Source organism: Methylobacterium sp. FW102-HT35C08, from assembly GCF_058790235.1.
Genome location: NZ_JBYTCL010000002.1, coordinates 1,734,223 through 1,759,562 on the forward strand (window position 1 = coordinate 1,734,223; position 25,340 = coordinate 1,759,562).

The following is a 25,340-nucleotide window of genomic DNA, read 5'->3' on the forward strand; positions in this document are numbered from 1 at the left end:
GCCGGAGCCGCGGCACCGACGGCCGCGCCACAAGCCTGACGTTCTCACGCCTCGCGGAGGTGGACCCGCGGCATGGTGCAGATCTTCCGCCCGGGTGCCGACACGGTCGCCCGGGTCGTCCTGGCCTCGGTGGCCGTGGTCCCGGTCCTGTCGATGGGCCTCGCCTACGCGGTCTGGCGGTCGCCCTACGCCACCCAGCAGGACGTGACCCGCGAGCAGCCGGTCCCGTTCAGCCACGAGCACCATGTCGGCGGCCTCGGGATCGATTGCCGCTACTGCCACACCGCCGTGGAGAAGGCCGCCTTCCCGGGGATCCCGCCGACCGAGACCTGCATGAGCTGCCACTCGCAGATCTGGACCAACGCGCCGATGCTGGCGCCGGTGCGGACCAGCCTGGCCGAGGGGCGCCCGCTCCTGTGGCGCAAGGTCCATACCCTGCCGCACTACGTCTACTTCAACCATGCCGTGCACGTGGCCAAGGGCGTCGGCTGCACCACCTGCCACGGCGACGTCCAGACCATGAAGCTGATCCGGCAGGTGGCCCCGCTCACCATGGGCTGGTGCCTCGACTGCCACCGCGACCCGGCCCCGAACCTGCGCCCCCGCGAGGCTGTGTTCGACACGCGCTGGACGCCGCCGCCCGACCAGAAGACCGTCGGGGCCGAGCTCGTGAAGGCCTATCACATCAAGTCCCCCGAGCGGCTCAGCGAGTGCTCCATATGCCACCGCTGACCGCGCCCTCCCGCCGCGAGGCCCTGGGCCTGCTCTCCGCGGGCCTCGCGGCGGGCCTCGGCGCCTGCTCGAAACCCCCCGAGGAGCTGGTGCCCTACGTGGTGCAGCCGGAGCGGCTGCTGCCCGGCGTGCCGGAGCGCTACGCCACCGCGCTGTCGCTCGGCGGCTGGGCCCGGGGCGTCCACGCCATCGCGGTGGACGGGCGGCCGATCAAGATCGAGGGCAACCCGCTGCACCCGGGCAGCCTCGGGGCCACCGACGTCTTCGCCGAGGCCGCGATCCTCGACCTCTACGATCCCGACCGCGCGCGCACGGTCACCGAGCGGGTGAACGGCATCGCCTCCTGGGACATGGTCGAGCGGGCGCTGGCCGCGCCCCTGGCGGAGGCGCGCCGGCAGAAGGGCCGGGGTCTGCGCCTGCTCACCGGGCGGGTCACCTCGCCGACGCTCCTGCGTCAGATCGCGGCCCTGCTCCAGGCGATGCCGGACGCCGCCTGGCACGTCCACGAGCCCCTGGACGACGCGGCGTCGCTCCGCGGGGCGGAGCTCGCCTTCGGCCGCCGCTTGAGGGCGCTGCCGGATCCCGGCCGGGCCGAGACGATCCTGTGCGTCGGCGCCGACCCGCTCGGGCCGGGTCCGGACCAGATCCGGTTCGGCCGCACCTTCATGGACCGCCGCCGCGACCCGGCCCGGTTCGGCCGGCTCTACGTCGCCGAGACCGCGCTGACCCAGACCGGCATCAAGGCCGATGCCCGCTGCGCCCTCCATCCCCGCGAGGCGGGCGCCCTCTTGGCCGCCCTGGCCAACGCGCTCGGCGCGGCCCTCCCCGCGCCCGATCTGCCGCAAGAGGCCGCCCGCTTCTCCGCCGCTGCGGCGGCGGATCTGCGCGAGGCCGAGGGCCGGGCCCTGGTCCTGGTCGGCGACGCCCTGCCGCCCGAGCTGCACGCCCTCGGCCACTGGATCAACGACCGGCTCAAGGCGCCCGTCACCTACACGGCGCCGCTCGACGTGGCGGGCGACCGCGCACCGGCCGATCTCGCGTCCCTGGCGGCGGATCTCGAGGCCGGCGCGGTCACCTGCCTGGCCATCCTCGGCTGCAACCCGGTCCAGACGGCGCCCGCCGACCTCAGCTTCGCGGACAGGCTCGGGCGCGCCGGCTTCTCGGTCCATGCCGGGCTGCACGGCGACGAGACCGCCGGCGTCACGCACTGGCACCTGCCGCTGGCCCACGAGCTGGAGAGCTGGTCGGACCTGCGCGCCCGCGACGGCACCGCGAGCCTCGTCCAACCGCTGGTCCGGCCCCTCTACGGCGGCCGCTCGGCACACGAGATCCTGTCCCTGCTCGCCGGCGCACCCGCCACCGCCGGCTACGACATCGTGCGGGCGACGTGGCGCGATCAGGGCGGCGCCGATTTCGAAGGCTGGTGGCGGAAGGCGCTGCACGACGGACTCATCCCCGACAGCGCCGCCAAGCAGGTCGATCCGGGCGCAGCGCGGCTGCCGACCCTGCCGGCGCCCCCGGCCGAGGGTTTTGCCGTGGAGCTGCGCGCCGATCCCTGCCTGTATGACGGCCGCTACGCCAACAATGCCTGGCTTCAGGAATGCCCGAAGCCGGTCTCCAAGCAGGTCTGGGGCAACGCGCTGGCGCTGTCGCAGGCCGAGGCGACGCGGCGCGGCCTGGAGGCGGGGGACCTCGTCGCTGTCGGGCTGAACGGCCGCCAGATCGAGGCGCTGGTCGCGGTGGAATCGGGCGTCGCCGACGGGGCCGGGGAGCTCACCCTCGGCTACGGCCGCCCCCGGGCCGGGGCCATCGGCAACGGCGTCGGCGCGGACGGCTATCGCCTCACCACGATTGCGGCCCCGCGCCTCCTGGCCGGCGTGAGCCTGGGAAAGACCGGACACCGCGGCGAGGTGCTGCGCACCCAGAACTACACGCAGATCGAGGGCGAGACGAAAAAACTGTTCCGGCAGATAGCCTTGGCAGAGCTTCCTCGCGCAGAGTCTAAGGGCATCGGCGCCGACCAGCCGACGCTCCTCGATCCGTGGCAGGGCGACGCGGACGGCCATGCCTGGGCGATGGTGATCGACACGCAGGCCTGCATCGGCTGCAACGCCTGCGTGGTCGCCTGCCAGTCCGAGAACAACGTGCCGGTGGTCGGCCCGGAGGAGATCGCCCGGGGCCGGATCATGCACTGGCTGCGGGTCGATCTCTACGATTCCGGCACGCCCGAAGCGGTCAACGCCGGGTTCCAGCCGGTGCCGTGCATGCATTGCGAGCACGCGCCCTGCGAGCCGGTCTGCCCGGTGGCGGCCTCGGTCCATGACGGCGAGGGGCTCAACCTCCAAGTCTACAATCGCTGCGTCGGGACGCGCTTCTGCGAGGCGAACTGCCCCTACAAGGTCCGGCGCTTCAACTTCTTCGGCTATGCCGACGGGCAGCCCTACGCGACCATGGGCGCCGAGAGCATCAAGGCGCAGCACAACCCGAACGTCACGGTCCGCGCCCGCGGCGTGATGGAGAAGTGCACCTACTGCATCCAGCGGATCGCCAACGCACGGCAGGAAGCCGAGCGCGACGACCGGCCGATGGGGCCGGTCGCCACCGCCTGCCAGTCCGCCTGCCCGACCCGGGCAATCGCCTTCGGCGACCTTGCCAAGCCGGATGATCCGATCCGCGCCCTGCGCCAAGATCCGAGGCACTACGCCCTGATGGAGGAGCTGAACACGCGGCCGCGCACCACCTACCTCGCCGACCTGCATGCCCCGAACCCGGATCTCGGGGGGCGGACATGAGCGGCGGCACGCAGGCCCATCGCTGGATCGCCCCGGCTCAGCTCAGCCACGGCGCGATCTCCGCGGCGATCGCCGACCCGATCCAGAAGCGGAGGCCGGGCAAGGTCTGGTTCATCGCGCTGCTCGCCACCCTGCCCTTCGTGCTGGTGACGCTCGGGGCGATCGGCGCGGTGCTCACCGTGGGGATCGGCCTGTCGGGGGTGAACACCACCGTGGTCTGGGGCTTCTCGATCGCCAACTACGTCTGGTGGATCGGCATCGGCAATGCCGGCACGCTGATCTCGTCGATGCTGCTGCTCACGCGCCAGCGCTGGCGCGCCTCGATCAACCGCTTCGCCGAGGCGATGACCCTGTTCGCCGCCGGGATCGCCGGGATCTTCCCGATCATCCATCTCGGGCGGCCGCTCTACGCCTACTGGCTGGCGCCCTATCCCAACACCATGGATCTCTGGCCGCAATGGCGCTCGGCCCTGGTGTGGGATTTCTGGGCGATCCTCAGCTACATCCTGTTCTCGGCCCTGTTCTGGTTCACCGGGCTCCTGCCCGACCTCGCCACGATGCGCGACCGGGCCACGACCCGGGCCGGCCAGATCCTCTACGGCGCCCTGGCGCTCGGCTGGCGCAACTCCGCTCGGCACTGGCAGGTCTACGAGACCTACCACAAGACCATGGCGGCGCTCGCCGTGCCGCTGGTCTGCTCGGTGCACTCCATCGTCGGCCTCGACTTCGCGGCGAGCCTGATGCCGGGCTGGCAGGAGAGCATCTTCCCGCCCTACTTCGTCGTCGGCGCGATGTATTCCGGCTTCGCCATGGTGGTGGTGATCGCGATCTTCATCCGCTGGGGCCTGAGCCTCCAGGCGGTGATCACGCCGGCCCATTTCGACGTCATGGGCAAGGTCATGCTGTTCGCCAGCGTGGTCATGACCCTGTCCTACGCCACCGAATGGTTCATGGCCTGGTACGGCGGCGAGCATGCCGACCGGGACGTGGTCCGGTACTTCTTCGCGGGCGATTACCGCTGGCTGTACTACGCCCTGATCGCCTGCAACTGCGTCGTGCCGCAGGCCCTGTGGTTCCCGTTCGCGCGCCGGAACCTTTGGGCGCTCGCGGCGATCTCGGTGGTGATCAACATCGGGATGTGGTTCGAGCGCATCCTGATCGTGTGGAACACGCTCTCGCACGGCCACGCCATGAGCCTGTGGCGGACCTATCACACGAGCCTCTACGACCTCGCGATCCTGTTCGGGCCGCTCGGCCTGTTCGTGCTCGGCTTCCTCGTGCTGGTGCGGATCTTCCCGATCGTCTCGATGCACGAGGTCCGGCAGGTCAGCCACGACGAGGGGGCAGCCGCATGAGCGCCCCGACCAGCGCGCCCCTGCTCGCCGAGTTCGAGACCCCTGAGGCCCTGGTCCGGGCGCTGCGGCTCGCCCGCGCCGACGGCCACCGCCTGCTCGACGCCTTCACGCCCTTCCCGCTGGAGGAGCTGTCGGGCGCCCTCGCGCCGCCGCGCAACCCCGTGCGGCTGGTCATGGCTCTGGCGGGCTTCGGGGCGGCGGCCGCGATGTACGGGCTGCAATGGTACAGCGCGGTCGTCGCCTACCCGCTGAATTCCGGCGGGCGGCCGCTCCATTCCTGGCCGGTCTTCACCCTGGTGCCGTTCGAGTTCGGCGTGCTGGCGGCGGCTTTGGCGGGTTTCGCCACGATGCTCTGGGCCTGCGGCCTGCCGCGGCTCAACCACCCGGTCCACGACATGCCGCAATTCGAGCGGGCGAGCCAGGACCGGTTCCTGCTGCTCGTCGCCCCGAAGGACGGGCCCGCGCCCCTGCGCCGCCGGCTGGAGGAGGCCGGAGCGCTCCTCGTCTCGGAGATGCACGGATGAGGCGCGTGCTCCTCCTCGCGGCCCTTCCGGCCCTGTGCCTCGGAGCCTGCGACGACCCATCGATGCGGGTGCAGAACCGCTACGAGGTCTACGGCAAGGCACCGCTCTTCCCGGGCGGGGCCGAGACGCAGACGCCCCCGCCGGGGACCGTCGCGCAGGGCGACGCCGCCGACGCGGCCGACCTCGACACGCCGCCCCATCTCGACGCGGCCCTGCTCGCGCGCGGCAAGGAACGCTACGAGGCGATCTGCACGCCGTGCCACGGCTATTCCGGCCACGGCGACGGCATGATCGTGCAGCGCGGCTTCCCGTCCCCGCCCTCCTACCACGAGGACCGCCTGCGGGCGGCGCCGGCCCGGTACTTCGTCGACGTGATCACCAAAGGCTACGGGGTGATGTACCCCTACGCCGCCCGGGTCGCGCCCCGGGACCGCTGGGCGATCGCCGCCTATATCCGCGCCCTGCAGCTCTCGCAGGGCGCGCGGGTCGCCGACGTGCCGGGCCTCGCGGAGCGGCTGCCATGATCGAATCCCTGGCCCGGGGCTGGCTTCTGGCCTGGCTCGTCTGGAGCGCGGTACCCGTGGGCAGCCTCGTCCTGATGCTGATCCACCGGGTCACCGGCGGCCGCTGGGGCGAGGCCCTGGCCCCCGCCCTGCGCCCGGCCGCCGCCCTGGTGCCGCTGGCCGCCCTGGCGTTCCTCGGCGTGGGCGTCAGCCTGCCCGCCCTCTACCCCTGGGCGGCCGATCCCGGCACGGTGAAGCCGGACATCGTCCAGCTCTACCTCGACCCGGCCCTGTTCGATCTGCGGGCGGCTTTGGCGCTGGTCGGCTGGTCGGTCCTCACCCTGCTGTGCCTCGCCGGCCGCTGCTCCCCCCTCGTGGCGGCCCTGGGCCTCAGCTTCTACGGCCTCACGATCAGCCTCGTGGCGGTCGACTGGATCCTCTCGGTGGAGCCGCACTTCACGTCCTCCGCCTTCGCGGCCAACATCGCCCTCCACCAGATCCTGGCGGCCCTGGCCTGGGCCGCGATGGCGAGCCCGCCGCGGCTCGACGAGGACCGCGCCTCAGACCTCGCCGGGCTGATCCTCGCGACGCTTCTCGGGGTCCTCTACCTGGGCCTGATGTCCTACATCGTCGCGTGGTACGGCGACCTGCCCGAGAAGGCTGCCTGGTACCTGAAGCGCGGCACCGGCCCCTGGATCGCCGTCCTCCTCGCGTCGCTGGCGATCGGCGGGCTCCTGCCCTTCGCGGCCCTGCTGTTCGCCCGGATCCGGCGGAGCGCCGCCGCCCTGCGGGTGATCGGCCTCCTCGTGCTGATCGGGGTCGCCCTGCACCTCGCGTGGTACGTCCTGCCGGCCTACGGGTCCGGTGCGGGCGCCGCCGCCGCGTTCGCGGTCCCGGGTCTCGCGCTGCTGGCCCTGGCGTCGGTGCCGGTCGGCCGCCGCCTCGCCCGGATCGGACCGTCGCGGAGGCCGCGCCATGCCTGAACAGGCGGCCGACGGCCAGCTGCATACCGGCGTGCACGACGACGCCGTGGGGCACGCCCGCCCGGGCACCGAGGCGGCGACCCTCGCCCTGCGCCCGGTGCTGCTCACCGGCCTGTTCATCGTGCTGTTCGTGGGCGCGACGCTGGCGGGCCTGCGCCTCTACTACACGCTCACCGTGAGCCTGCCGCTCATGCGGCCGCCCCGCACCTTCCCGGAGCCGCGCCTGCAGCGGGCACCGGCGGGCGACCTCGACGCCTTCCTCCGAGACCAGACGGCGCGGCTCGCCGGCTATGCCTGGATCGACCGCGACAGGGGCATCGCCCGCATGCCGATCGATGCGGCGATGGCCCGCCTTGCCGCGGAGGGTGATGCCGGCTTCGCCGCGCCCGTCCAGCCCGAGCAGGTGCCGCCGCTCGGGAGCCGCGGCGGCGCCTCGAGCGCCCTCCCCGCGCCGGACGGGCAGCCCGGTAGCCACCAGCGCGCCGCCTCCGAGGGGACCCGCTGATGGAATCGCTGATGCCGGCCTGGCTGATGCCCATCGCCGCCTCCACGCAGGCTGCCAAGGTCGACCGGATCTTCCTCGGCCTGACCCTGATCTCGGCCCTCATCGTGCTCCTCGTGGTCGGCCTCGTGGTCACCTTCGCGATCCGCTTCCGCCGCGGCTCGAAGGCCGACCGGGGGCCGCTCCCCGAAGTGGTCTCCCGCGAGTTCGAGATCGGCTGGACCGCCGCCACCCTGTTCATCTTCGTGTTCATCTTCTGGTGGGCGGCCTCGGCCGAGATCGGGGCCTTCTCGCCGCCCAAGGACGCGCTCGAAGTCCACGTCGTCGGCAAGCAGTGGATGTGGAAGACGCAAAGTTCCAACGGCGCCCGCGAGATCAACGAGCTGCACGTGCCGGTGGGCGTGCCGGTGCGCCTGGTCCTGACCTCGCAGGACGTGATCCATTCCTTCTACATCCCGGCCTTCCGTCTGAAGCGCGACGCGGTGCCCGACCAGACCACAGAGGCGTGGTTCCAGGCGACCAAGACCGGCACGTTCCAGCTCATGTGCACCGAGTATTGCGGCACCGACCACGCCCGCATGCTCGGCCGCGTGATCGTCATGGAGCCGCAGGATTACGCGGCCTGGCTCTCGGCCCAGCCCGAGGGCGACGACCTCGCCCACCATGGCGCGCGGCTCTTCTCGGAGCGGGGCTGCTCGGGCTGCCACGCGCCCGGCTCCCCCGTGCATGCGCCCAGCCTCGCCGGCATCTGGGGGCAGGCGGTGCAACTCGATGGCGGCAGGCTCGCGACCGTCGATGCCGCCTACGTGCGCGATTCCATCCTCCAGCCGAAGCGGGACGTCGTGGCGGGCTACGCGCCGATCATGCCGAGCTACCAGGGCCTGCTCTCGGACGGCGAGATCCAGGCGCTGACCGCCTATATCCGCTCGCTGGGCGCGGGGCCGCGGGAGATCCGCACGCCCGGCCTGCCGCCGCTGTCCTCGCGGGTGCCCGGCACGGCGCCCGAGCGCAGCCCCGCCATGGTGCCCGGCGCCCCCGTCGCCGACACGCCGGCCCCCGCCGGACCGGCGGTGCGGCCGTGATCCCCGCGCAGACATCCCGAACCGGAGTGCCCGCATGAGCACGCGCGTCGCCGAGAGCCCGGCGAGCCTCGCCGATCCGGACGAGCTCGCCCTCGGCCTGCCCGAGAGCTACCTGTCGGCCGGCGGCACGCTCGGGTCGTGGCTGACCTCCACCGACCACAAGCGCATCGCGATCCTCTACGCCTTGTCAGTGACCCTGTTCTTCTTCATCGGGGGCGCCGCCGCCACGCTGGTGCGGCTGGAGCTGTTCACCCCGCAGGCCGACCTCGTCGGCGCCGACACCTACAACAAGCTGTTCACGCTCCACGGCGTGATCATGGTGTGGTTCTTCCTGATCCCGTCGATCCCCACCACCTTCGGCAACTTCCTGCTGCCCCTGATGATCGGGGCGCGGGACCTCGCCTTCCCCAAGCTCAACCTCGCGAGCTGGTATCTCAACGTCCTCGGCGGCCTGATCACCGCGACCGCGGTGCTGGCCGGCGGCATCGACACCGGCTGGACCTTCTACGTCCCCTACTCGACCACCTTCTCCAACACCGCCGTGACGATCGGCGTGCTCGGGGTGTTCGTCTCGGGCTTCTCGACCATCGCCACGGGGGTGAACTTCATCGCCACCACGCACCTGCTGCGGGCGCCCGGGATGACGTGGTTCCGCCTGCCGCTGTTCGTCTGGGCCATGTACACGACGAGCATCATCTTCGTGCTGGCGACGCCCGTCCTGGCGCTCACGATCCTCCTCGTGGTGGCCGAGCGATCCTTGGGCCTGCCGATCTTCGATCCCGCCCGGGGCGGCGACCCGATCCTGTTCCAGCACCTGTTCTGGTTCTACTCGCACCCGGCCGTCTACATCATGCTCCTGCCCGGCATGGGCATCGTCTCGGAGGTGATCACCTGCTTCGCGAGGCGGCGGATCTTCGGCTACGACTTCATGGTCTACGCCCTGGTGGCGATCGCGGTGATCGGCTTCTTCACCTGGGGCCACCACATGTTCACCTCGGGGATGTCGCCCTATGCGGCCCTGATCTTCTCGTTCCTGTCCTTCGTGGTCGCGGTGCCCTCGGCCATCAAGGTGTTCAACTGGACGGCCACGCTCTACCGCGGGCAGGTCGGGTTCGAATCGCCGATGCTCTACGTGCTGGGCTATATCGGCCTGTTCACGGTCGGCGGCCTGACCGGGCTGTTCCTGGCCTCGATCCCGATCGACGTGCACGTGCAGGACACCTACTTCGTCGTCGCGCATTTCCACTACATCATGGTCGGCGCCACCGTGTCGGCCTACTTCGCCGGCCTGCACTTCTGGTGGCCGAAATTCACCGGGCGGATGTATCCCGAGGTCTGGGCCAAGTTCGCCGCGGTGCTGATGTTCTTCGGCTTCAACCTGACCTTCTTCCCGCAATTCATCGCGGGCTACCTCGGCATGCCGCGGCGCTACCACGTCTACCCGCCGGAGTTTCAGGTCTGGAACGTGCTCTCCTCCTCGGGGGCGGCGGTGCTGGCGGCGGCCTACCTGATGCCGCTCGGCTACCTCACGTGGTCGCTGTTCTTCGGGGAGCGGGCGGTGAACGATCCGTGGAACGCCTCCGGCCTCGAATGGCGCACCACCTCGCCGCCGCCGCGGGACAATTTCTTCGGCCATCCGGCGGTCCTCGGCAAACCCTACAACTACCATCCCGAGGGCGCGGAGCCGGTGCACGACCAGCCGCGCATGCCCTCGCAGGGCTCGCTGACATGAGCGATCCCGCCATCGCCCCCGAGGCGCTGCTCCGAGAACCCTGGGACGGGCTCAGGCTGTCCGAGGATGAAGCGCTGTCCCAGCAGCGCTTCGGCGCGACCTTCGGGATCTGGATCTTCATCGCCAGCGAGGTGCTGTTCTTCGGGGCGCTGTTCCTATTCTACGCCGCCATGCGGGCCGAGCACGCGGAGGCCTTCGCGGCCGCCGCCCGCGAGACCAACATCGTCTACGGCACCCTCAACACCGCGCTCCTGCTGACCAGCGGCCTGACCGCGGCCGCGGCCTCGCGCGCCTCCGAGCACGCCTCCTTGAGCCGGATGGTGCTCTGGTGCCTCGCGGCAACAGCCCTCCTCGGCCTCGCCTTCCTGGCGGTGAAGGGGCTGGAATACCGCGCGGACATCGCCGAGCACCTCGTGCCGGGGGCGGGCTTCAAGCTGCCCGAGGCGTCCGCGCAGCTGTTCTTCGGCTTCTACTGGCTGTCGACCGGCATCCACGGGGGCCATCTCGCCATCGGCATCGGCCTCGTGGCGCGGCTGATCGTGATCGGCTGGCGCGACCGGGACCGCCTCCCCGGCAATCCGCAGGTCGAGGTCGCACTGCTCTACTGGGGGTTCGTCGACATGGTCTGGCTGTTCCTCTACCCGGCCCTCTACCTCGCGGGGCGCGCGGGATGAGCGGCGGCGTCTCCGCGGGCACGGTCTGGCGCCACGTCCTGCCGGTCTGGCTCGGCCTGATGGCGCTGCTGGCGCTGAGCTGCGCCGCCGCCTACGCGCCGCTGGGCGCCTGGACCGTGGCGGTCAGCTTCGGCATCGCCGCCACGCAGGCCGGCCTCGTCGCGCTGCTGTTCATGCGCCTCGACCGGGCGAACGCCCTCATCCGCCTCACGGCGGCCTGCGGGCTGTTCTGGTCGGCGATCCTGTTCTCCCTGAGCCTCGCCGACGTGCTGAGCCGCCTGACGCGGTCCTGACCCGGTCGCAGGATCGTGTGGCGGCCATCACCCGGATGGGGGATGTGCCGCCCCGGGGCGGCCGCTAGGATCGCGCCATCTCCGAGACGAGACCACCTTCAAGCCCGCCCGGCTTCTGCCGCGGCGGGCTTCTTCTCGGGTTCGGCGCGGTGCCCGCGCCGAACCGGGTCCCGGCCCCGCGTCAGCCGGGCTGCTGGCCGCCCATCCGCGCCTGCATGCGGCTGAGCTGGCCGATGTGCAGGTTGATCAGCGGCAGCGCGCCCCGGGCGATCCGGCGCAGGCTCGGATCCTCGCCCGACTGGGCGTAGCTGCCGTGGATGCCGAGCGCCTCCTGGTGACCCTGGAGCGAGGCGTTCACGAAGGTCGCGTCGTATTGCGGTCCCGGCGGCATGCCGGTGAGCTGCGAGAGGATCTGCGCCTTCTGCGCGTCGGTGGTCATACCCTGGGGCGACGCGACGCCAAGACCGCCCGCGACCCCGCCTGCAACGCCGCCCGCGACGCCGGCCGCCGTGTTCACGGCGGCGCCGGCCACCGCCACCGGTGCCGCGACGAGGCCGCCGATCAGGCCGCCGGGGCCGGCGGCCGCGGGGCCCGGAGCCGGGATCGGCGCGCCGCCCGTATAGGCGCTGATCTTCCGGGACAGGTTCACCTGCTCGATCACCTCGGCGCGGGAGAACTTCCTGACCATCGGGTTCGTGGTCTTCTCGTGGGCGTCGCGGGCCGTGTTCTCCAGGAACAGGCCGCCGGCGGTCGCCATCTGGAGATAGGCGCCGGTGGGGATCGCGCCGGCCGGTGTGACCTGCGCGATGGCGGTGCGGGTGAGCGCCAGGGCCGCGGTGGCGCCCAGCATGGTGGTGAGGATGTCGCGACGGTGCATCATAGGACAGGTTCCAATGGGATGAGGCACCCGACGCCCCGATCATCGCTGAGGTGCTGCCTGGCGAACCTCACGACGCGGACAAGGTTCCTGCTCAAGCTCCCGCATCGCGCCCGGATCAGCGGGCCGATCCTGGCGATACCGGCTTGGCGATACCGGTTCTCGTGTCCGGTTTGCCGGTATTCATCCTATTAGCCGGTGTCTCCGCGCTCGGTGTGCAGCTTTATCTCCGATCCGGCCGGCCCTAGACTGACCGATCGGACGAGGCCGCGTTCGGGCTTCGCGCGGCACCGCGCGTCTCGGGCGCGCCGGCCCTGCCGGGCGAACCGGGGCTGAGGTGACGATGGGCCAGATGACGATCAAGGATGTCGCGCGGCGGGCCGGCGTGAGCTTCCAGACGGTCTCCCTGGTCCTGAACCATCCCGAGAAGGTCGCTCGGACCACGCGCGAGACCATCGAGGCCGCCATGCGCGACCTGGAATTCGTACCGAGCCTCGCGGCCCGCTCGCTGCGCAAGAAGCCGAGCCGCAGCATCGCCTGCGTGTTCGCCGTGGGCGCCCGGCCCGACGACGCGGCCGGCCTGATGCAGGAGACCGACGAGGGCATCCTCCTGCAGGCCTTCGCGACCGTGACCGACCAGCACGGCTACACGCTGATCCACCGGCGCTGGTGCCGCGACGCTCCGGACGGCTTGAGCCGGATCACCGGCCTGGTCAGCGAGGCCCGGGTCGACGGCATGGTGGTCTTCGCGGATTGTCGGGACGATCCGCTGATCGCGATGCTGCAGGCCAAGCGCTTCCCGTTCGTGGTGTTCGGCCTCGACGCGCCCGGCGCGCATTTCGCGGCGCGGGCCGAGCGCGACGCGGTCTACGAGGCGGTGCGCTACCTCGCCCGAACGGGCAGCCGGTCGATCTGCTTCCTCAAGGGCGCGCAAGACGGGCGGCGGTCGCCGACCGTCGCCGAGCGGTTCCGGGGCTACCGGGACGCCCTGGCGGAAGCGGGGCTGCCCCTGCGCGACGATCTCGTCGTCCCGTGCGGCTGGTCATCCGAGGACGGCCATCGCGCGACGCTCAGCCTGCTCGACCGTCCGGATCGACCGGACGCGATCGTGGCGGCGGACGACCGGGTGGCGTTCGGGGTGCTGAAGGCGCTGCACGATCGCGGCGTCCGCGTCCCCGGGGCGATCCGGGTCGTCGGCTTCGACAACAGCGTCCAGAGCGCCTTCACGATCCCGAGCCTCACCTCGATCGAGGGGCCGACCCTGGAGATGGTCCGGTTCGCCTTCGCAACGCTCGTGGAAGTCATCGAGGGCACGCGCACGCCGGACGACCTCGCGCAGAAGCTGTTCCCCACCCGCCTCGTCGTGCGCGAGTCCACGGAGGCTGGGACACGGCCGCAGCTTTAATGGTCGAAATCCGACGCTTGGTACCCGCCGTCAGGTCTGCTTCCCCGACCCAGCTCAGCCACTTAGAGCGCGGGGAGCACCTCCCATAAGCGGTCATAACCTCGGCCGACAGGCAACTTCGGCTCGGAGTGGCAATCGGAGCTTGGTCTGCTGCCGGATAGCTAACGTTCTACCTTCGGCCGTGGTCGGCGACAGGATTCGCTCTCTGCTGTACCTTAAAGGCGGCTGGGCCCTGCAAAGCCGTAGCAACCTTGCCACGCTCGCGCAGTCTCCTGTGTCTGCGTCGCGCCAGTGCGTGTGGGCTGCCGAGGCCCCAGGCGCGGCGTGCAAACCGGTCGGTCATTCCTGCTCGATCAGGTTCGTGAAGTTGGCGACGATCCCGGGCATGCGGCTGCCCTTGCGGGTCGCGGCCATCAGCCGGACCCGGTAGCGGGCGCCGTCAGCCCCCTCGATCGTCCGCTCGGAGGGCCGGTTCACCGCCAACACCGTCGGGATCTCGTCCAACATCCACGCCAGGGGAATCGGCGCAGAGAAGTTGCGCAGGGACCGCCCCACGTCACTCGGTTGTAGGCCGAAGATTTGCGCCGCCGCGTTGGTGAACATGCGGATGTGGAGATCCGGAGTCAGAAGAACGCTCGCGACGTTCATGCCCTCAAACAACGTGGCCTGATCGTCGGTCAACTGATCTATGGCCTCAATCTTGCATGTGAGTTCGGAATTAACCGTCTGAAGTTCCTCGTTCAGAGACTGTGTCTCCTCCTTCGACGCCTCCAGCTCCTCGTTTGCGGCCTGCATTTCCTCGTTGACCGAGTACAGCTCCTCGTTCGACGATTTGAGTTCCTCGAGGGAGGTCTCGTATTCCTCGATCACAGCCTGGAGCCGTTCCCGCGTCACACTCAATTCACGCTCAAGGCCCTGCAGCGCCGTGTCCCGCTCGTTCGCCTCCAGCGCCTGCTGGCGCTCCTTCTCGATGGGGGCAGCGGCCTCGTTGAACACGACCAGGAAAAGCGGCTCGATCGCGCCGGGCGTGTTCAGCGGCTTGACCACCAGGGAGATCGACTGGAGACGGCCGTCCGGCAGTTCGACGCCGATGCCGCCACGCGAGACCAGGGTGTTGCCCTCGATCGCCTCGCGCAGGGCTGTCCGGAGATCCAGGCGCAAGCCCTTGCGCGCCATCGCGGCCAGTTCCCGGGTCGGCTGGCCAGGCACGACTTCCAGGTGATCGCCGATCCGCGACGAGTAGTGCACGGCCTCGCCCGTCCGCGTCACGACCGCGTGCGGCGGTGTGAACTCGGACAGCATCTGCGTCTCGACTGCGTGCCGCAGGGCAGCGTGCGTCGTCACGTGGCGCCGGTACGGCTGGCCGGTACTCGTGAAGGTCGGCGTGTCCGGCCCTGACATCGGCGGCAACCGCGCCGGCGGGATCGCGTCGCGAGCCTGGAAGATGCGGTTCCGCTTGTCGATCGTCTCGAACAGGTCCTCGAACCGCGTGACGTTCTCGGCCATCCCGATGAAGAGGTAGCCGCGCGGCCGCAGGGCGTAGTGCAGCACCGGCATCAGCTGCTGCTGGGCCTCGACGCCGAGGTAGATCATCAGGTTGCGGCAGGAGATGAGATCGAGGCGCGAGAATGGCGGGTCGCGCAGCACGCTGTGCGGGGCGAACGTGCACAGGTCACGCACGGCCTTCCCGACCACCGCGCTGTCGCCCTCGACGCTGAAGTGCTGCGCGATCCGCTCGGGAGAGACAGCATCAAGGTAAGCCCTCGGGTAGCGGCCGGTCCGGGCGACCGCGAGCGCACGCTCGTCGATGTCCGTGGCGAAGATCTGCACCCGCGGCGGATCCGCCATGGTGAGCATGTTCTCGCGCAGGAGGATGGCCAGGGAGTAGACCTCCTCGCCGGTCGAGCAGGCCGGTACCCAGATCCGCACCACATCGGTCGCCGCGCGTGCGTCGAGCAGCTTCGGGATGACCTGGGTGGCCAGGGCCTCGAAGGCGGCGGTGTCGCGGAAAAAGTTCGTCACGCCGATCAGGAGGTCCCGGAATAGCACCCCGACCTCGGCCGGGTCGGCACGCAGCAGCTTGAGGTAGCCGTCCGGCCCGGCCGCGCCGACGATGCCGATGCGGCGCTGAAGGCGGCGCACGAAGGTGCTGGGCTTGTAGCCCGAGAAGTCGTGGCCGACCTGGCGGCGGAGGATGGCGAAGATCTCGGTGAGCAGCTCGGCGTCGAGCCCCCGCGCGACCGCGTCGGCCTGGGTGGCCAGCGCGTCCGGCGCGGCGGCGAGGTGCGCGGCGGCGTGCGCGGCGATCCGGTCGCCCATCCGTTCGGCAATCTCGCCGAAATCGACGAAGCCGGTCCGGAGCGAACTGAGCGGCATGTCGGCGGTCTCGGGGCCGTAGCCATCCGCGGTTTGAGCCAGGGTCAGGCCACCGTGCTCCTTGATCGCCTTGACGCCGATGGCACCGTCGCCGTCGCCACCGGACAGGATTACGCCGACCGCGCGCTCGCCTTGGTCGAGGGCCAGGGCAGTCAGGAAAAGGTCGATCGGCTTGGTCTCGCGGCCCGTTGGCCCCAGCGGCGTCAAAGTCAGCCGGCCGCCCGCGATACCCATGACGAAACCGGCCGGCATGACGTAGACGCGGCCCGGCCGGACCGGCACCCCGTCGGCGGCGTCCTCGACCTCGAGCGGCGTGAACCGGGCTAGCACGTTCGGAAGCTGGCTTTTATGTTCCCGACTGAGATGCGTGACGACCACGAAGGCAGCCCTGAGCGTCTCGGGCACCCCACGGAAGAAGCTCCGCATCGCCTCGATGCCGCCTGCGGACGCGCCGATGCCGACAATTGGAAAGTGGTCTTGGTCCATCACCGCGTTCTGAGCCCTCGGATCGATGCCACCCCGTTCGTCGGGTTTCAGCATCCTGCGTTCTCACCCGATGTCGAGGATGACCGCGCGGATCAGCCGTCCTGCGTGGCCTCCTGCACGACGTAGGCGAGGCAGCGGGCTCGGGCTTCGGGACTCTTCAGCCGCGCGAACAGGCGCAGCAACGCCACGACCTGAGCCGGATCACCCATCGCCATCACCGCAGTTGCGATGTCTGGGGCCTCATCCGGTTTGTCTGTGAGGAAAGCCGCTACGGGAACGCCCAGGGCGTGCGCAATGCGGTCCAGTGCGTCAGTGTCACAGCCGGACTGCGGATCGTCGCCGTTCATCTGGCCCCTCCACTGGCGCCTGCGGGCCGTCGATCAATGCGTTGCGAGCCCGACCGCCTTCGGTCCGAACGCTCTCGCGATGCGACGGCCGACATGATGGAGCACCTGACCGAGGAGGTGGCGCGTTCGGGCGTCGGGCTCATCTTCCGCGGCCTCGTAGGCTTCGATGAGGCACTCCACGAGATGCTGCGAGGGCGCAACGTCGTCGCTGAGCGTCGCTGAGCCAGCCATGGAGTTCGACTGCACCCGTGAGCGCCGGACGAGCTCACGCGATGCATCCAGCGTCCGCCTTGTTTCCTCGGCCGCCGCACGCAACTCGCGGGCAACCTCAAGGCTCCGATCTGCGAGATGGAGGCGGTGATTCATCGGCGTTCCAAACGTCGCAGCATGCCCAAGCGTCGATCAACTTTGGGCTTGACCGTCGATCATGCTCTCAATTTCTAGATGCGGCAAACCTGAGTGAACTGTGGCTCGGTCAGACGAGAGACATCCGCCACTGCATGGCTCGCGATTCGAGGCACATGCTTGATCGGCTCTGCCCCCCTGGAGGCGGCCCTCTCTAGGGGGCGAATGGGGGCGTGCGGGGGAACGACGATGACGTCCGCTCTTTTGCGCTGCTGCCCGAAAGCCGACAGGCGGAAATCCACCCCTCTCGGACGCCGCGAGTAAGGACCGAGCGTCGGATTTCGACCACGCGCAGGCTGCCGCAAAGACGGGGATGCTGCTGCCTGTCCGGCCTCTATCCGGTCGGTGCCGCGTGCCGCCCTACTCCGCGGCGAGGACTGGGTTGCCTTCTCCGCTCCCGAACTGGGCCGCGTGCAGGCGGCTGTAGGGGCCTGCCGCGGCGAGAAGCGCCGCGTGCCGGCCCGCCTCGACCACGCCGCCCTCCCCCAGCACCACGATCCGGTCGGCGTCCCGGATGGTGGCGAGGCGGTGGGCGATCACCAGGGTCGTGCGCCCGCGGGCGAGCTCGGCGAGCGCCCGCTGGATCTCCCGCTCGGTCTCGGTGTCGAGCGCCGAGGTCGCCTCGTCGAGGATCAGGATCGGCGGGTTCTTCAGGAACACCCGTGCGATGGCGAGGCGCTGCTTCTGCCCGCCCGACAGGCGCACGCCGCGCTCGCCCACCGCCGTGTCGAGCCCCTCCGGCAGGCTGTCCAGGAGCGCGCCGAGCCGGGCGCGCCGGGCCGCCGCGTCGATCTCGGCCTCGGTGGCGTCGAGGCGGCCGTAGGCGATATTTTCGCGGATCGTGCCGGCGAACAGGAACACGTCCTGCTGCACGATGCCGATCTGGCGGCGCAGGCTCGCCAGGGTAATGGCGCGGATGTCGATGCCGTCCACGGTGATGCGGCCCGCCTCGACCTCGTAGAAGCGCGGCAGCAGGGCGCAGAGGGTGGTCTTGCCGACACCCGACGGGCCGACGAACGCCACCGTCTCGCCGGCCGCCACCGCGAGGTCGAGGCCGGTGAAGACCGGGCGGCCGGGGCCGTAGCCGAACCCCACGCCCTCGAAGCGGATGTCGCCGCGCAGGGATTCGACGGCGCGGGCGTCCGGCCGGTCGGTGATGTCGGGTTCGGTGGCGAGCAACTCCTGGTAGCGGCGGAAGCCGGCCACGCCTTTCGGGTAGGTCTCGACCACGGCGCCGATCTTCTCCAGCGGCCGGTAGAACACCCCGACCAGCAGCAGGAAGCCCACGAAGCCGCCGGGCGTCAGGTCGCCCCGGACCACGAAGGCGGCGCCGCCGAGGAGCACCGCGATCTGGACGAGGCGCAGGCCGAGATAGTTGATCGACAGGCCGGCCGCCATCAGCCGGTAGGCCTCGAGCTTGGTGTCGCGGTAGCGGGCGTTGTCGCGGGCGAACAGGGCGCGCTCGTGCGGCTCGTTGGCAAACGCCTGGACGACCCGCATCCCGCCGACATTCTCCTCGATCCGGGCGTTGAAGGCGCCGACCCGGCCGTACTGCGCCTGCCAGTTGCGGGTCATGCGGCCGCCGTAGCGGATCGACACGAAGGCGATCACCGGCAGGATCGCCGCGGTGATCAGCGCCAGCGGCGCGTGGACCATGAGCATCAGCGCGAAGGCGCCGAAGAGCGTCATGATGGCGATGAACAGGTCCTCGGGCCCGTGATGGGCGACCTCGCCGATCTCCTCCAGGTCCTTGGTCACCCGGGCGACGAGGTGGCCGGTCTTCTGGCCGTCGTAGAAGCGGAACGAGAGCTTCTGCAGGTGGTCGAAGGCCCGGGCCCGCATCGTCGTCTCGATGTTGATGCCGAGCACGTGGCCCCAATAGGTCACCACCACCATCAGTCCGGCATTGGCGACGTAGACCAGCGCCAGAGCCGCGGCGGCGAGCACGATCAGGCCCCAATCCTGCCGGGGCAGGAGGCTGTCGATGAAGCCCTTCACGGCCACCGGGAAGCCGAGCTCCAAGAGGCCCGACAGCACCGCGCAGCCGAAATCCACCAGGAACAGGGTCCGGTACGGCCGGTAATAGGCGAGGAAGGCCTTCAGCATCGCGGCTCGGATCAACTCTGGGCGGCGCAGGCGGCGGGGCAGAGCGCGCCGCAGGACGGCACCCCCGGCAGGCGGTGGCGCAGGCAGCAGACGCGTCGCCGCCGGCAGCCCGCGGCGCCCGGGCAGAGCGCCTGCGACAGGGGGCTCCTAGCGCAGGCCGGGCCGGCGCGCCATCCGAGGCAGGACGCGACGTCGTCACAGGCCGCCCCCGCCCCGTCTCCGAGCGCAGTATCGAGTTCGCGGGCGACGTAGTCGAGGATCACCGCGGCATTGCCCCAGAGGACCCGGGGCGCGATCCCGCAGCGGGCCTGGCACAGCTCCACGAACGGACGCAGATGGGCCTCGACCAGTCCGGCGAGGCCGGGCGCCGGGTCGCAGCCGATCTCCGCCTCGGGGATGAGGAAGCGGACGGGGCGGCCAGTCGCGTCGAGTTCGAGGCGCAGGGCGTCGAAGGCGAGGGGCAGCGGCCGGCCGAGGCGCATGAGGGCGGTCAGGGCGGGGGTGGCCAGCGCGGCCAGGTAGAACTGGCTCCAGTACGAGACCAGGACGCGTCGGTCGGGAAGCGCGCAGGCGGTGCCGCAGCCGGTGCCGCAGCCGGTGCCGCCATCCTGGCCGAGCCCCGCCGCGAAGGCCGAGAGGGTCGCGTCGAACAGGTCGGGGTCGCGCAGCGCGCAGAGTGGCAGGGCCTGCGCCCCGCCGGGCCCGGCCGCGACGCCGCCCCGGTAGGCCGCGAGGGAGTCGGGGACCTGAGCGGCGACCTCGGCGATCATCGCGCCGCCCCGTCGGCCCGCAGGGTCCGGCCCACCGTGACGGCGAGCCACACCACCGCGGCGGCGTAGAGCGGCAGGGTGGCGGCGAAGTAGCCCGGCCAGCCGATCCAGCCGGCGAGTGCCGGGGCGGCCACCCGCAGCGGCATGGCCGCGAAGAAGGCGGCGCCGAACAGAAGCGCGTAGTCGGTGGCGGGCTTCGGCCCCTGGGCCCAGCGATAGATCATGTTGAACACCGGTACGCCCAGGAACCCGCCGGCGACGAAGTTCAGGATCGTTGCGGCGACCCCGAAATCGGCCGATCCGGCCGCGCAGGCGGCGGCCATCAGGGCCCCGGAGGCGAGGACGCCGAGCGCCCCCGCGGCGATCAGCCGGACCGTGCCGAACCGGGCGGCGAGCCCGCCGGCCGCCAGCGCCATGACCAGGTTGATCGCCGGCAGCACGGTGCCGGTCAGGAAACCGACCTGCGCGAGGGACACGCCGAGATCGAGAAGGGCCAGGGTGTTGGGCCCGGCCAGCAGGTAGGAGGCGGCGAAATAGGCCCCGAGCGCGAGCACCCGGCCCGCCAGCAGGCGCAGCCGCGCGAGCGACCCCGACCACCGTTCCGGGCTGCCCCCGACGCCGTGACGCCGGGTCTCCGGGTAGCCGAGCATCGGCAGGAGGCAGAGGGCGTCGAGGGCGGCGCAGGCCAGGACCGCGCCGCGCCAGCCGAGGCTGTCATAGGCGCCGACCAGCACGCCGACGCCCAGGATGCCGCCGAGGGAGGCTCCGCACAGCTTGGCCGAGGCCATGGGGGCGCGCTGCGCCGCCGGCACGGTCTCGACCACCAGGGCTTCGAGGGCGATGTCCATGGTCGCCACGCAGGCGCAGGCCGCGATCGCCAGGGCCAGGAGCGCCGGGAGCGGCCAGTCCTCGCCGAAGCTCAAGGTCGCCAGCAGGAGGATCGCCGCGCCCTGCGCGGCCGCGATCCAGCCGATCCGGTGCGCGAGGACAGGCACGCGCAGGCGGTCGAGGAGCGGCGCCCAGAGGAAGGTCAGCCCCACCGGCAGGTTGATGAGCTGCAGCAGCCCGACCTCGGCCAGCTCCACGCCCCGCGCCCGCAGGATCAGCGGCGCCCCGCCGGACAGGAAGCCGAGCGTGGCCCCGAAGGACACGTACAGGCAGAAGAACGGCGCCAGCGGGCGCAAGGCCGCCAGGGTGTCGACGACCCGGGTCCCGAGGGCGAGTCCGGCGGACACGGTCACCGCGGCCGGGATCCGGCGCTAGGGCAGGCGGCCGCTCGAGGGCTGCAGTTTATAATCACACTAATCTATTGATTTGCCTTAGGTTTTTCTGTTTAGGCGCCGCCGGTGCGGCGATCAAGCCGGGGCGGCCCGCAGCATCGCGCCGCACCGGCCGCACCCCGATATTAACCCTTCGTCAACCATATTTCGGGCAGATTTTCCCATGGAGGGATCAGCCATGCCGCGACGCCGGGACTTCGACGCGCTCAGTGAGGCGCAGATCGCCGTGGGCCGGATCCAGAAGCGCTGGGTCGAGCCGAAGGCCCAGTTCCGTCCCACCGCACCCCAGGCGGTGGCCGACCTGCTCGACACGATCCAGCACGTGGCCGAAGCCGCCACCGGCGAGCGAAGCTTCCTGCACCTGCGCCCCGAGGCGGGCCGGCGCCGCGGCCGCTGAGACGGAGCGGCGGTCGAAGCCGGTCGCGTTCGGATCCACCTTCCTCAGCCAGAGCCGCCCGAAGCACCGCGCGGGCCGGAAGGCGCCGCGGAGGCCGGCGCTGCCGGACCGGCGACGGACGGGATCGGCCGGGACCGAGCACCGAGCCGGCGCCGCTCAGCCGTCCGCCGCCTCCGCCCCGGTGATCGGCTGCGGCCCGGAGAGCCGGGTCGGCAGGGCGTCGATCCGGAGGGACCGGCGCAGCGCCCGCGAGAGCGCGTCGACCGCCATCGTCACCAGGGCGGTGGCGGCGATCAGCACCAACGCCACGTCGAGGCGCAGCTCAGAGATCGCCGCATCGACGTAGAAGCCCAGCGTCGCGACCCCCAGGATGCCGAAGATCGCGCTCTCCCGCAGGATCAGCTCCCAGCGGTAGAGCAGGTAGGCCAGGAACTGCCCGTAGAGGCGCGGCACGGTCTCGTAGGCGTAGAGGTCGAGGCCCCTTGGCGCGTCGGCCCGGTAGGGGATCGCGTCGGCGTGCCGGCCCATCAGGTAGGCGACGATCCCGGCATTGTGCAGCGCCAGCGCGAGGATCGCCGGCAGCATCGAGGGGCCGAGCAGCTGCAGGCAGACATAGGCCAGCATGTATTCCGGGGTGGAGCGCACCACCACGAGGAGCGCCCGTCCGAGGGGATGCCCGAGGCGGCCGGCGAAGCGCCGTGCAGTGAGCGGGAACAGGACCAGCGCCCCGAGCGCCGTGGCCGCGAGCGCGATCTGCGCCAGGATCAGGGTCTGGGCCGTGCCGGGCAGGATCTGCTCGGTCACGATCGGGCGCAGCCAGGACCAGAGCCGCGCCCAGGTCTCCCCGTCCGCGAGCGACGCCCCGCGCAGCGGCGCCGGCACGACGTCGTGGCCGAGGAAGCGCGCGAGGTTCGGGCCGATGGCCGCGCTACCGATGGCCGGCGGCAGGGCCAGCGCGGCGCCGACCAGCAGGACGGGCACGGTCCGGGCCCGCACCCAGAACCGGCGGGTGCCGATCAGCGCGTAGAAGATCAGCAGCAGCGCCCCGGCCTCGGCGTAGCGGCCCTGGCGGAACGCGGATTCGAAGGCGAAGCCCATGGTCGGCAGGCCGATGAAGCCGAGCACGAGGCTGGAGCGCAGGCCGCATTCCAGGCGGTAGAGCGTGTAGTCGCGCATCCGCCCGGCGACCTCGGGCAGGCGGGCGTACAGGAAGGCCGAGACCGCGCCGGTGCCGGCGGGCAGAACCCGGACGGCCGCAAGGTCGGCCTCCTCGATCAGCTCGGCATAGACCTTGGCGCAGATCCCCGCGTAGGGCAGCGCGATGGCCAGCACGCCGGTGGTCGCCGAGAGCCCGAACACCTGCATCAGCAGCAGCGCCCAGAACAGCTCGTGCACCGCGCGGATCCCCGCGCAGGCGAGCCGGACCGTTCGGGAGCGCGCGAAGGGGATCGCCAGCAGCAGTCCCGTCCCGGCCCCGAGCCCGACGCCGAGCATGGCGAAGGCCACGGTGTAGAGGACGCTCCAGCCCTCGACCGCGAGGAAGTCGGGCCGGATCAGGCCGCCGAGCAGGCGGGCGAGGTCGGCGAACGGATGGAGCGTCGTGACCTGCAGGTCCGCCGCCAGCAGTCCGGCCAGCGCCGCCGCCAGGAACCAGCGGCTCACCGCCGCGTAGCCGGGCCGCGGCAGGAACGCGGCGGGCCGCATCAGGCGGCCTCGTAGAACGGGCTGAGCCGCGCCGGGTCGAGATCCCGCGCCGGCGCGTCGAGGACGATCCGGCCGGCTTCCAGCACCACGATCCGGTCGGTATGGGCGAGCGCCAGGGCCACGTCGTGGAGGGCCAGGATCAGGGTCTCGTGGCTCGCCGCCAGCGCGGTGAGGATCCGCGCGCCCTGCTGGCGGTCGAGCGCCGAGACCGGCTCGTCGCCCACCAGGATCGGCCGGCCGTTGTACAGGGCGCGGGCCACCGAGACGCGCTGCTGCTGGCCGCCCGACAGGGCACCGGCCTTCGCCCAGAGCTTGTCCGCCAGCCCGACCCGGTCGAGGACCGCCTCCACGGCGGCGACGTCGGCCCGGGCCGGGCGGACCAGAGTGCGCAGGTTGTGCAGGGTCGAGCGCCGGTCGAGGCGGCCCATATAGACGTTGTGGAACACCGAGAGCGGCCGCACCAGGGCGGCCGCCTGGGGCACCAGCGCCACCCGCTCGGGCGCCTGCTCGTGGATCAGGCCGATCAGGGTCGACTTGCCGGCGCCCGAGCGGCCCATCAGCGCGACGCGCTCGCCCGCCCGCACGGTCAGGTCGATCCCGGAGAGCACCGGGCGCCCGCCATAGGACGCCGCAGCATCGGCGAGAACGATCGCCGCCCGGGATCCGGCCCCGCCCGACACGGCCCTAGTCCAGCAGGCCGGTCGACCGGCCGACCTCGAGCAGGGGCGCGTAGGCGGCGTTGGTCACGGGCACGAATTTCGAGCGCCCGAACGGCTCCAGGATCGCCGGATCGGTGATGCCGGTCAGGGCATTCCGCAGCTTGTCGGTGAAGCCGGCCCCGTAGGTCTGCTCCACCTCACCCCGCACGGTCCACTGGTAGTCGGGGAAGGCCGGGCTCTCCCAGATCACCGTGACGGCGTGTCGGTCGACCTTGCCGGCCTTCGTCTCGAGGTCCCAGACGGAGTAGTCGACGGCGCCGACCGCGAAGGCGCCGGACTGGACCAGCTGGATCGTGCGGGTGTGGTCGCCCGAGAAGCCGACCCGGGGGAAGACCTGGTCGGGGCTCCGCCCCGGGAAAGCCTGCCGGATGAAATACTCGGGCATCAGCCGCCCGGAGGTCGAGGCCCGGGCCCCGAACGTGAAGGTCTTGCCGGCGATGTCTTTCGGGAAGTCCCTCCCGGGCTTCAGCCCGGTGGCGTCATTGGCGATGAGGTAGGTCTTGAACGCCGCGTCCTCGGCGCCCTGCGCGATCGCCTGCGAGCCCGGGACGGCCTTGCGCGCCTGGACGCCGGTGAAGCCGCCGAACCACGCGAGCTGCACCTGCCCGTTGGTGAAGGCCGTGACCGCCGCCGGGTAGCTCTTCACCGGGATGTAGCGCACCGGCACGCCGAGCCTGGCTTCGAGATAGGCTGCGACCTTGCCGAAGCGCGCGACCAAGCGGCTCTCGTCCTGGTCGGGGATGCCGGTGAAGACGAGGGGCGGGACCGCCTTGTCCTGCGCCCGCGCCGGAACCGATGCGGCCAGAGTCACGAGGCACCCGAGGGCGAGGCGCCCCAACCATCCCGATCCCGGCATCGATCCCTCGTGGCGCCGCGCCCGTTACGGAGGGGCGCTCGATCCGGTGACGGGCGTAGCAGAAGCCTGCTCGCCCGCCACCGTCCGGCACGACGGATCGCCGAAAACCGGCCGAACCGTAAGGTGTCGGATGTCCGATCAGCCCCGCGTGGCTGGACGGATCAGCGGTGGTGGCGATGATGGTGGCGGTGCATCCGGTGGGCGCGATGCCGCATCATCCGCGATTCCATCCGGGCGTTGCGGTGCATGCCGCCGAAGCGGCCGTTGCCCTGCGCAGCTGCGTTCCGGTCGAGGCCGTCGCCCGGAGAGGCGAGGCTCGGGCTGGCCGCGCCGAGGACGAGGCCGAGCGCGAGCGTCGCGCCGAGAATGATCTTGTTCATGGGACGAATGTCTCCCCGCGACCCTGCGCCGCGCGGACCGAACGGATCAACATCGGCCGG

The 25,340-nt window shown here is 71.3% G+C and carries 24 protein-coding genes; 14 read left to right on the plus strand and 10 right to left on the minus strand.

Features of this window, described 5'->3' with window-relative positions; genetic code table 11:
* The first annotated feature begins 72 nt into the window (after positions 1-72).
* From AC3WSN_RS08280 to AC3WSN_RS08330, 11 genes are read left to right on the plus strand one after another with little or no spacing between them, the layout of a single operon-like run.
* A complete protein-coding gene (locus AC3WSN_RS08280; protein WP_492537227.1) occupies positions 73-732 on the plus strand; it encodes a cytochrome c3 family protein in 660 nt (219 codons plus the stop codon).
* Positions 720-3,524, plus strand: coding sequence for a 4Fe-4S dicluster domain-containing protein (locus tag AC3WSN_RS08285; protein WP_492537229.1), 2,805 nt, complete (start codon positions 720-722; stop codon positions 3,522-3,524). Before AC3WSN_RS08280 ends, AC3WSN_RS08285 begins: the two co-directional genes overlap by 13 nt.
* Positions 3,521-4,879 carry an NrfD/PsrC family molybdoenzyme membrane anchor subunit gene (nrfD, locus tag AC3WSN_RS08290; RefSeq protein ID WP_492537230.1) on the plus strand — a complete coding sequence of 453 codons (1,359 nt, stop codon included), beginning with the start codon at positions 3,521-3,523 and terminating at the stop codon, positions 4,877-4,879. Before AC3WSN_RS08285 ends, nrfD begins: the two co-directional genes overlap by 4 nt.
* Positions 4,876-5,403 carry a DUF3341 domain-containing protein gene (locus AC3WSN_RS08295; RefSeq protein ID WP_192709198.1) on the plus strand — a complete coding sequence of 176 codons (528 nt, stop codon included), beginning with the start codon at positions 4,876-4,878 and terminating at the stop codon, positions 5,401-5,403. Before nrfD ends, AC3WSN_RS08295 begins: the two co-directional genes overlap by 4 nt.
* The gene (locus tag AC3WSN_RS08300) at positions 5,400-5,927 is read left to right on the plus strand and encodes a c-type cytochrome (protein ID WP_492537232.1); all 528 of its coding nucleotides are present in this window, start codon (positions 5,400-5,402) and stop codon (positions 5,925-5,927) included. Before AC3WSN_RS08295 ends, AC3WSN_RS08300 begins: the two co-directional genes overlap by 4 nt.
* Positions 5,924-6,889 (plus strand): hypothetical protein, encoded by a 966-nt coding sequence (locus AC3WSN_RS08305; protein ID WP_492537234.1) that lies wholly within the window; start codon positions 5,924-5,926, stop codon positions 6,887-6,889. Before AC3WSN_RS08300 ends, AC3WSN_RS08305 begins: the two co-directional genes overlap by 4 nt.
* Positions 6,882-7,394, plus strand: coding sequence for a hypothetical protein (locus tag AC3WSN_RS08310; protein ID WP_492537236.1), 513 nt, complete (start codon positions 6,882-6,884; stop codon positions 7,392-7,394). The genes AC3WSN_RS08305 and AC3WSN_RS08310 overlap by 8 nt, the downstream gene beginning before the upstream one ends.
* Positions 7,391-8,473 carry a cytochrome c oxidase subunit II gene (gene coxB / locus AC3WSN_RS08315; RefSeq protein WP_492543043.1) on the plus strand — a complete coding sequence of 361 codons (1,083 nt, stop codon included), beginning with the start codon at positions 7,391-7,393 and terminating at the stop codon, positions 8,471-8,473. The genes AC3WSN_RS08310 and coxB overlap by 4 nt, the downstream gene beginning before the upstream one ends.
* A gap of 34 nt (positions 8,474-8,507) precedes the next feature.
* Entirely contained in the window at positions 8,508-10,205 is a 1,698-nt protein-coding gene (ctaD, locus tag AC3WSN_RS08320) for a cytochrome c oxidase subunit I (protein WP_192709194.1), read from the plus strand.
* Entirely contained in the window at positions 10,202-10,879 is a 678-nt protein-coding gene (locus AC3WSN_RS08325; RefSeq protein ID WP_492537238.1) for a cytochrome c oxidase subunit 3, read from the plus strand. The genes ctaD and AC3WSN_RS08325 overlap by 4 nt, the downstream gene beginning before the upstream one ends.
* A complete protein-coding gene (locus AC3WSN_RS08330) occupies positions 10,876-11,172 on the plus strand; it encodes a cytochrome C oxidase subunit IV family protein (protein ID WP_192709192.1) in 297 nt (98 codons plus the stop codon). Before AC3WSN_RS08325 ends, AC3WSN_RS08330 begins: the two co-directional genes overlap by 4 nt.
* A 181-nt stretch (positions 11,173-11,353) precedes the next feature.
* Here the strand turns inward: AC3WSN_RS08330 and AC3WSN_RS08335 are convergent, their stop codons facing one another.
* The gene (locus AC3WSN_RS08335) at positions 11,354-12,049 is read right to left on the minus strand and encodes a DUF4142 domain-containing protein (RefSeq protein ID WP_492543045.1); all 696 of its coding nucleotides are present in this window, start codon (positions 12,047-12,049) and stop codon (positions 11,354-11,356) included.
* A gap of 352 nt (positions 12,050-12,401) precedes the next feature.
* On the opposite strand from AC3WSN_RS08335, the gene AC3WSN_RS08340 reads away from it, so the two are divergent.
* Positions 12,402-13,454 (plus strand): LacI family DNA-binding transcriptional regulator, encoded by a 1,053-nt coding sequence (locus AC3WSN_RS08340; RefSeq protein ID WP_492537241.1) that lies wholly within the window; start codon positions 12,402-12,404, stop codon positions 13,452-13,454.
* A 339-nt stretch (positions 13,455-13,793) separates the two neighbouring features.
* On the opposite strand, the gene AC3WSN_RS08345 is transcribed toward AC3WSN_RS08340, so the two are convergent.
* Both AC3WSN_RS08345 and AC3WSN_RS08350 read right to left on the minus strand, forming a co-directional pair.
* Complete coding sequence (locus AC3WSN_RS08345; RefSeq protein ID WP_492537243.1) at positions 13,794-16,370, minus strand: CheR family methyltransferase; 2,577 nt, start codon at positions 16,368-16,370, stop codon at positions 13,794-13,796.
* Between the two features lie 38 nt (positions 16,371-16,408).
* A complete protein-coding gene (locus AC3WSN_RS08350) occupies positions 16,409-16,663 on the minus strand; it encodes a hypothetical protein (protein ID WP_192709189.1) in 255 nt (84 codons plus the stop codon).
* A 93-nt stretch (positions 16,664-16,756) separates the two neighbouring features.
* Here AC3WSN_RS08350 and AC3WSN_RS08355 point away from each other — a divergent pair, with 93 nt between their 5' ends.
* Positions 16,757-16,885 carry a hypothetical protein gene (locus AC3WSN_RS08355; RefSeq protein ID WP_373622508.1) on the plus strand — a complete coding sequence of 43 codons (129 nt, stop codon included), beginning with the start codon at positions 16,757-16,759 and terminating at the stop codon, positions 16,883-16,885.
* A gap of 543 nt (positions 16,886-17,428) precedes the next feature.
* Here AC3WSN_RS08355 and AC3WSN_RS08360 read toward each other — a convergent pair.
* From AC3WSN_RS08360 to AC3WSN_RS08370, 3 genes are read right to left on the minus strand one after another with little or no spacing between them, the layout of a single operon-like run.
* The gene (locus tag AC3WSN_RS08360; protein WP_492537246.1) at positions 17,429-19,174 is read right to left on the minus strand and encodes an ABC transporter ATP-binding protein; all 1,746 of its coding nucleotides are present in this window, start codon (positions 19,172-19,174) and stop codon (positions 17,429-17,431) included.
* 11 nt (positions 19,175-19,185) lie between these two features.
* The gene (gene fhuF / locus AC3WSN_RS08365; protein WP_492537248.1) at positions 19,186-19,944 is read right to left on the minus strand and encodes a siderophore-iron reductase FhuF; all 759 of its coding nucleotides are present in this window, start codon (positions 19,942-19,944) and stop codon (positions 19,186-19,188) included.
* Complete coding sequence (locus tag AC3WSN_RS08370) at positions 19,941-21,185, minus strand: MFS transporter (RefSeq protein WP_492537250.1); 1,245 nt, start codon at positions 21,183-21,185, stop codon at positions 19,941-19,943. Before AC3WSN_RS08370 ends, fhuF begins: the two co-directional genes overlap by 4 nt.
* 217 nt (positions 21,186-21,402) lie before the next feature.
* Between AC3WSN_RS08370 and AC3WSN_RS08375 the strand changes: the two genes are divergently transcribed.
* On the plus strand, positions 21,403-21,621 hold the full coding sequence (locus AC3WSN_RS08375; protein WP_192709185.1) for a hypothetical protein: 219 nt from the start codon (positions 21,403-21,405) through the stop codon (positions 21,619-21,621).
* Positions 21,622-21,777: 156 nt separating this feature from the next.
* On the opposite strand, the gene AC3WSN_RS08380 is transcribed toward AC3WSN_RS08375, so the two are convergent.
* The 4 genes from AC3WSN_RS08380 to AC3WSN_RS08395 all read right to left on the minus strand — a co-directional run bounded on the left by AC3WSN_RS08380 (position 21,778) and on the right by AC3WSN_RS08395 (position 25,280).
* A complete protein-coding gene (locus AC3WSN_RS08380; RefSeq protein WP_492537252.1) occupies positions 21,778-23,325 on the minus strand; it encodes a PhnE/PtxC family ABC transporter permease in 1,548 nt (515 codons plus the stop codon).
* Entirely contained in the window at positions 23,325-24,005 is a 681-nt protein-coding gene (locus AC3WSN_RS08385) for an ATP-binding cassette domain-containing protein (protein WP_492537254.1), read from the minus strand. Before AC3WSN_RS08385 ends, AC3WSN_RS08380 begins: the two co-directional genes overlap by 1 nt.
* Before the next feature lie 4 nt (positions 24,006-24,009).
* Positions 24,010-24,900 carry a putative selenate ABC transporter substrate-binding protein gene (locus AC3WSN_RS08390; RefSeq protein WP_492537256.1) on the minus strand — a complete coding sequence of 297 codons (891 nt, stop codon included), beginning with the start codon at positions 24,898-24,900 and terminating at the stop codon, positions 24,010-24,012.
* Positions 24,901-25,061: 161 nt separating this feature from the next.
* On the minus strand, positions 25,062-25,280 hold the full coding sequence (locus AC3WSN_RS08395; protein ID WP_192709181.1) for a hypothetical protein: 219 nt from the start codon (positions 25,278-25,280) through the stop codon (positions 25,062-25,064).
* Between the last annotated feature and the right edge of the window lie 60 nt (positions 25,281-25,340).

Bases quoted from the DNA above. Each gene is read 5' to 3' on its own strand.
- AC3WSN_RS08280 (WP_492537227.1), top strand. From the start codon at position 73: ATGGTGCAGATCTTCCGCCCGGGTGCCGACACGGTCGCCCGGGTCGTC.
- AC3WSN_RS08285 (WP_492537229.1), top strand. From the start codon at position 720: ATGCCACCGCTGACCGCGCCCTCCCGCCGCGAGGCCCTGGGCCTGCTC.
- nrfD (WP_492537230.1), top strand. From the start codon at position 3,521: ATGAGCGGCGGCACGCAGGCCCATCGCTGGATCGCCCCGGCTCAGCTC.
- AC3WSN_RS08295 (WP_192709198.1), top strand. From the start codon at position 4,876: ATGAGCGCCCCGACCAGCGCGCCCCTGCTCGCCGAGTTCGAGACCCCT.
- AC3WSN_RS08300 (WP_492537232.1), top strand. From the start codon at position 5,400: ATGAGGCGCGTGCTCCTCCTCGCGGCCCTTCCGGCCCTGTGCCTCGGA.
- AC3WSN_RS08305 (WP_492537234.1), top strand. From the start codon at position 5,924: ATGATCGAATCCCTGGCCCGGGGCTGGCTTCTGGCCTGGCTCGTCTGG.
- AC3WSN_RS08310 (WP_492537236.1), top strand. From the start codon at position 6,882: ATGCCTGAACAGGCGGCCGACGGCCAGCTGCATACCGGCGTGCACGAC.
- ctaD (WP_192709194.1), top strand. From the start codon at position 8,508: ATGAGCACGCGCGTCGCCGAGAGCCCGGCGAGCCTCGCCGATCCGGAC.
- AC3WSN_RS08325 (WP_492537238.1), top strand. From the start codon at position 10,202: ATGAGCGATCCCGCCATCGCCCCCGAGGCGCTGCTCCGAGAACCCTGG.
- AC3WSN_RS08330 (WP_192709192.1), top strand. From the start codon at position 10,876: ATGAGCGGCGGCGTCTCCGCGGGCACGGTCTGGCGCCACGTCCTGCCG.
- AC3WSN_RS08335 (WP_492543045.1), bottom strand. From the start codon at position 12,049: ATGCACCGTCGCGACATCCTCACCACCATGCTGGGCGCCACCGCGGCC.
- AC3WSN_RS08340 (WP_492537241.1), top strand. From the start codon at position 12,402: ATGACGATCAAGGATGTCGCGCGGCGGGCCGGCGTGAGCTTCCAGACG.
- AC3WSN_RS08345 (WP_492537243.1), bottom strand. From the start codon at position 16,370: ATGCTGAAACCCGACGAACGGGGTGGCATCGATCCGAGGGCTCAGAAC.
- AC3WSN_RS08350 (WP_192709189.1), bottom strand. From the start codon at position 16,663: ATGAACGGCGACGATCCGCAGTCCGGCTGTGACACTGACGCACTGGAC.
- AC3WSN_RS08355 (WP_373622508.1), top strand. From the start codon at position 16,757: ATGATGGAGCACCTGACCGAGGAGGTGGCGCGTTCGGGCGTCGGGCTC.
- AC3WSN_RS08360 (WP_492537246.1), bottom strand. From the start codon at position 19,174: ATGCTGAAGGCCTTCCTCGCCTATTACCGGCCGTACCGGACCCTGTTC.
- fhuF (WP_492537248.1), bottom strand. From the start codon at position 19,944: ATGATCGCCGAGGTCGCCGCTCAGGTCCCCGACTCCCTCGCGGCCTAC.
- AC3WSN_RS08375 (WP_192709185.1), top strand. From the start codon at position 21,403: ATGCCGCGACGCCGGGACTTCGACGCGCTCAGTGAGGCGCAGATCGCC.
- AC3WSN_RS08380 (WP_492537252.1), bottom strand. From the start codon at position 23,325: ATGCGGCCCGCCGCGTTCCTGCCGCGGCCCGGCTACGCGGCGGTGAGC.
- AC3WSN_RS08390 (WP_492537256.1), bottom strand. From the start codon at position 24,900: ATGCCGGGATCGGGATGGTTGGGGCGCCTCGCCCTCGGGTGCCTCGTG.
- AC3WSN_RS08395 (WP_192709181.1), bottom strand. From the start codon at position 25,280: ATGAACAAGATCATTCTCGGCGCGACGCTCGCGCTCGGCCTCGTCCTC.